Here is a 5,195-nt window from a genome sequence, read left to right as displayed (position 1 = left end):
CCCCGCTCACCACCGTCCGCCAACCCATCGAAGCCATGGGACGCGCCGCCGTCGACCTCCTCTGCGCACAGATCCAGGGCACCGAAGTCCCCCACGGCGAGCTGCTCTTCGAGCCCGAACTCGTCGTCCGCGGCTCCACCGCACAGGCATCCGCCAAGTAGCAGGACGACGCTCACCCCGGCTCCCTGGCCGCAAGCTCCTTGCGGGAACTGGCAGTGGCTTGCGGCTACCCGACGCAGCCCGTGAAAGCCCCTGATCCGGGGCATCAACCGGGGCTCTCCCGGTCACCACAGAGAACACTCCCCCGCGCACGGTGCTGAGTTCACCTTGCCTTCCCTGTGGACGACTCGACAGTTCTCTGCAACTCTCTGAGCGCTCAACGTAAATGACGGAGAACATTGAGTGTCTACCTGATGAGCGCATCCGACTGAGCCGTGCCTCGTGACCCTGCGGCGCGAGGCGGAGATCGGGGACAGAACAGATGAGAAACCGGAACTGGAGATCACGTGCCCTGTGCACGCTGGTCGCGACCAGTCTCCTGGCGTTGGGAGGACCGCTGCTGTCGGCCACGGCAGCGGGTGGCCCCAACATCGCCGTGGGAGACCCCACGGCGGCGAGCAGCTCGCACGGCGAGTACGGCGCCGCCAACATCACCGACGGCAACCAGGGTTCGTACTGGCAGAGCGGCGGCAGCAGCCTGCCCCAGTGGGTACAGACCGACCTCGGTACCACCGAGCGGATCGACGAGGTCGTCCTGAGACTGCCCGCCGGCTGGGAGAGCCGCGACCAGACGCTCTCGGTCCAGGGCAGCGCCGACGGCACGAGCTTCAGCACGCTGAAGAGTTCCGCCACCTACGCCTTCAGCCCGGGGTCGGGCAACACGGTCACCGTGAGCTTTCCCGCCACCCGGACCCGGTTCGTGCGGATCGATGTCACGGCGAACACCGGGTGGCAGGCGGCCCAGCTCTCCGAGCTGGAAGTGCACGCGGCCGGGGAGGCGTCCACGAACCTCGCCGCCGGCCGCCGGCTGACGGCAAGCAGTTCCACGGGAGCGTACACGCCCGGGAACGGAAACGACGGGAACAAGGCCACCTACTGGGAGAGTTCCAACAACGACCTGCCGCAGTGGCTCCAGGCCGACCTCGGCTCGTCCCGTCGGATCGACCGCGTCGTGCTGCGTCTGCCGGACGGCTGGCCTGCCCGCAGCCAGACGCTGAAAGTCCAGGCCGGCGACGACGGCTCGGACTTCGCCGACCTGACCGTCTCCAAGGCGTACACCTTCGACGCGGCGGGCGGGCAGTCGGCCACGATCACCTTCGACGCGACCACCACGCGGTACGTCCGCGTCCTGGTGACGGCCAACACCGGTCAGCCGGCCGCCCAGGTCTCCGAGCTGGAGGTCTACGGCCCGGCGACCGGCGACACGCAGGCCCCGACCGCGCCCGCGAACCTCGCCTTCACCGAGCCGGCGACCGGTCAGGTCAGACTGACCTGGAACGAGGCCACCGACGACACGGCCGTCACGGGCTACGACATCTACGCCAACGGCGACCTGCTGACCACGGTCGCGGGCGACGTCACCACCTACACCGACACCCGCCCGGCCAACGTGACGGTCACCTACCACGTGCGTGCCAAGGACGCGGCCGGCAACCAGTCGGGCAACAGCAACCCGGTCACCCGCCGCGCCGACACCGGTGACACGCAGGCGCCGACCGCGCCCGCGAACCTCACCCTCGCCGAGCCGACCGCCGGTCAGATCAAGCTGACCTGGGACGCCTCGACGGACGACAAGGGCGTCACCGGCTACGACATCTACGCCGACAACAAGCTCCGCAAGAGCGTCGCCGGCGACGTGACCACCTACACCGACACCCAGCCGGCGTCCGCGAACGTGACCTACTACGTGCGGGCGAAGGACGCGGCCGGCAACCAGTCGGGCAACAGCAACCCGGTCACCCGCACCGGCAGCGGAGGAGGATCGAATCTGGCCGTCGGCAAGCCGATCAGCGCCTCGTCCTTCATCCACACCTACGTCGCCCAGAACGCCAACGACAACAGCACGGCGACCTACTGGGAGGGGGCGGCGGGCAGCTACCCGAACACGCTCACCCTCGAACTGGGCGCCGACGCGGACGTCGACAGTGTCGTCCTCAAGCTCAACCCCGACACCAGCTGGTCCAGGCGCACCCAGAACATCCAGGTGCTCGGACGGGAGCAGGACGCGTCCGGCTTCACCGGCCTGGTGGCCGCGAAGGACTACGTCTTCGACCCGGCCGGCGGCGGCAACAGCGTGACCATCCCCGTCGACGACCGGATCGCCGACGTCCAGCTCAGGTTCACGTCCAACACCGGGGCGACGGCCGGGCAGATCGCCGAATTCCAGGTCATCGGCGCTCCCGCGCCCAACCCGGATCTCGAGGTGACGAAGCTGACCACCTCGCCCGCCTCGCCCGTCGAGTCGGACGAGATCACGGTGTCCGCCACCGTCCGCAACACCGGCCCGGCGAACGCCCCGGCCGGCACGGTCGCCCTGCGGCTGGGCGACACCAAGGTCGCCACCGCCGAGGTCGGCGCCCTGGAGGCCGACGCGCAGAGCACGGTCAGCGCGTCCATCGGGACACGCGAGGCCGGCTCCTACGAACTGAGCGCGGTCGCCGACGAGGCCGACGAGATCACCGAGCAGAACGAGACCAACAACACCTACACGCGGCCCGAACCGCTGGTGGTCAAGCCGGTCCAGAGTTCCGACCTGGTCGCCACGTCGGTCACCACCTCGCCCTCCAGCCCGGCCGCCGGTGACGACGTGGCCTTCAAGGTCGCGCTGAAGAACCAGGGCACCCAGGACTCGGCGGGAGGCAGCCACGCGGTGACGCTCGCCCTGGTCGACTCCAAGGGCACCACGGTCAAGACGCTGACCGGCGCGCACTCCGGCGTCATCGCCGCCGGCACCACGGCCCCGGCCGTGAGCCTCGGCACCTGGAAGGCGGCCGACGGCTCGTACACCCTGAAGGTCACGGTCGCCGACGACGCGAACGAACTGCCGGTCAAGCGGGAGAACAACACCTCCACGCGGCCGCTGTTCGTCGGGCGCGGCGCCAACATGCCGTACGACATGTACGAGGCGGAGGACGGCACGGTCGGCGGCGGCGCCGAGGTGGTCGGGCCCAACCGGACCATCGGCGACATCGCGGGCGAGGCGTCCGGCCGCAAGGCCGTGCACCTCGACGCGACCGGTGAGTACGTGGAGTTCACCACGAAGGCGGAGACCAACACCCTGGTGACCCGCTTCTCCATTCCGGACGCGCCGGGTGGCGGCGGCATCAACTCGACGATCAACGTGTACGTCGACGGCGTCATGAAGAAGGCGCTGCCGCTCACCTCGAAGTACGCCTGGCTGTACGGCAACGAGGCAGCACCCGGCAACTCCCCCGGCGCGGGCGCACCGCGTCACATCTACGACGAGGCCCACATCATGCTGGGCGAGACCGTCCCGGCGGGCAGCAGGATCCGGCTCCAGAAGGACGCCGCGAACAGCACCGACTACGCGATCGACTTCGTCAACCTGGAGCAGGTCGCCCCGGTGACCAACCCGGACCCGGCGGCGTACGCGGTGCCCACCGGGTTCACGCACCAGGACGTGCAGAACGCCCTCGACCGGGTGCGCATGGACGCCTCCGGCAAGCTGGTCGGTGTGTACCTGCCGCCCGGCGACTACCAGACGTCCAGCAAGTTCCAGGTGTACGGCAAGGCGGTCAAGGTGGTGGGCGCCGGTCCGTGGTTCACCCGGTTCCACGCGCCCACGACGCAGGACAACACCGATGTCGGCTTCCGCGCCGACGCCACGGCGAAGGGCTCCTCGTTCGCGAACTTCGCCTACTTCGGCAACTACACCAGCCGCATCGACGGGCCGGGCAAGGTGTTCGACTTCTCCAACGTGTCGGACATCGTGATCGACAACATCTGGAACGAGCACATGGTGTGCCTCTACTGGGGCGCCAACACGGACCGGGTCACGATCAAGAACTCCCGGATCCGCAACATGTTCGCCGACGGCGTCAACATGACCAACGGCTCGACCGACAACCTCGTGTCCAACAACGACGCCAGGGCGACCGGTGACGACAGCTTCGCGCTGTTCTCCGCGATCGACGCGGGCGGCGCGGACATGAAGAACAACCTGTACGAGAACCTCACGACGACGCTGACCTGGCGCGCCGCGGGTCTCGCCGTCTACGGCGGCTACAACAACACCTTCCGCAACATCCACATCGCGGACACCCTGGTCTACTCGGGCATCACCATCAGCTCGCTGGACTTCGGTTACCCGATGAACGGCTTCGGCACGGATCCGACGACCTTCGAGAACATCTCGATCGTCCGGGCCGGCGGTCACTTCTGGGGAGGCCAGACCTTCCCGGGCATCTGGGTGTTCTCGGCGTCCAAGGTGTTCCAGGGCATCCGGGTCAACAACGTCGACATCGTCGATCCGACCTACAGCGGAATCATGTTCCAGACGAACTACGTGGGAGGCCAGCCGCAGTTCCCGATCAAGGACACGGTCTTCACCGATGTCACCATCTCGGGCGCGCGCAAGAGCGGTGACGCGTTCGACGCCAAGTCCGGTTTCGGCCTCTGGGCCAACGAGATGCCCGAGCCGGGGCAGGGTCCGGCGGTCGGTGAGGTCGTCTTCAACGGGCTGAAGCTCAGCGACAACGCCGTGGACATACTCAACACGACGTCCACCTTCAAGATCATCAGAAACCCGTAGGCCGTCGCCGACACGGCGGCTGACGTGTCGGACGGATCGAAGACTGGCGCAAGCCTCTTGCGGAGGCTTGCGCTAGTCTTGCGTATGTGACGCGACGACTTGCTCAAGTAGCGAAGAAGGTTGGGGTCAGCGAGGCCACGGTCAGCCGGGTACTCAACGACAAACCGGGGGTCTCGGAGGCGACCCGGCAGTCCGTGCTGAGCGCGTTGGACGTCCTGGGATACGAGCGGCCGACGCAGTTGCGGGGTGAGCGTGCGCGGCTGGTGGGGCTGGTGCTGCCGGAGCTGCAGAACCCGATCTTTCCCGCGTTCGCCGAGGTCATCGGCGGGGCCCTGGCCCAGCAGGGGCTGACGCCGGTGCTGTGCACCCAGACCAAGGGCGGCGTCTCCGAGGCCGACTACGTCGAGCTGCTGTTGCAGCAGCA

Annotated in this window: 3 protein-coding genes; all 3 read left to right on the top strand. The window is 68.1% G+C overall.

Going from position 1 to position 5,195, the window contains the following annotated elements; all coding sequences use genetic code 11:
• The coding region (locus ACFW48_RS38295) for a substrate-binding domain-containing protein (protein ID WP_386323238.1) at positions 1 to 161 on the top strand (161 nt) is incomplete at its 5' end.
• Positions 162 to 481: 320 nt separating this feature from the next.
• Positions 482 to 4,771 carry a discoidin domain-containing protein gene (locus tag ACFW48_RS38290; protein ID WP_386323236.1) on the top strand — a complete coding sequence of 1,430 codons (4,290 nt, stop codon included), beginning with the start codon at positions 482 to 484 and terminating at the stop codon, positions 4,769 to 4,771.
• Positions 4,772 to 4,857: 86 nt separating this feature from the next.
• Positions 4,858 to 5,195, top strand: a 338-nt coding sequence (locus ACFW48_RS38285) for a LacI family DNA-binding transcriptional regulator (protein WP_386323234.1), incomplete at its 3' end; no start/stop codon positions are given.

Source organism: Streptomyces sp. NPDC058812, assembly GCF_042744565.1.
Lineage (GTDB): Bacteria > Actinomycetota > Actinomycetes > Streptomycetales > Streptomycetaceae > Streptomyces > Streptomyces thinghirensis.
The sequence above is the reverse complement of the archived record's forward strand: the minus strand, read 5'-3'. Positions and strand labels throughout refer to the sequence as shown.

Bases quoted from the DNA above. Each gene is read 5' to 3' on its own strand.
- ACFW48_RS38290 (WP_386323236.1), top strand. From the start codon at position 482: ATGAGAAACCGGAACTGGAGATCACGTGCCCTGTGCACGCTGGTCGCG.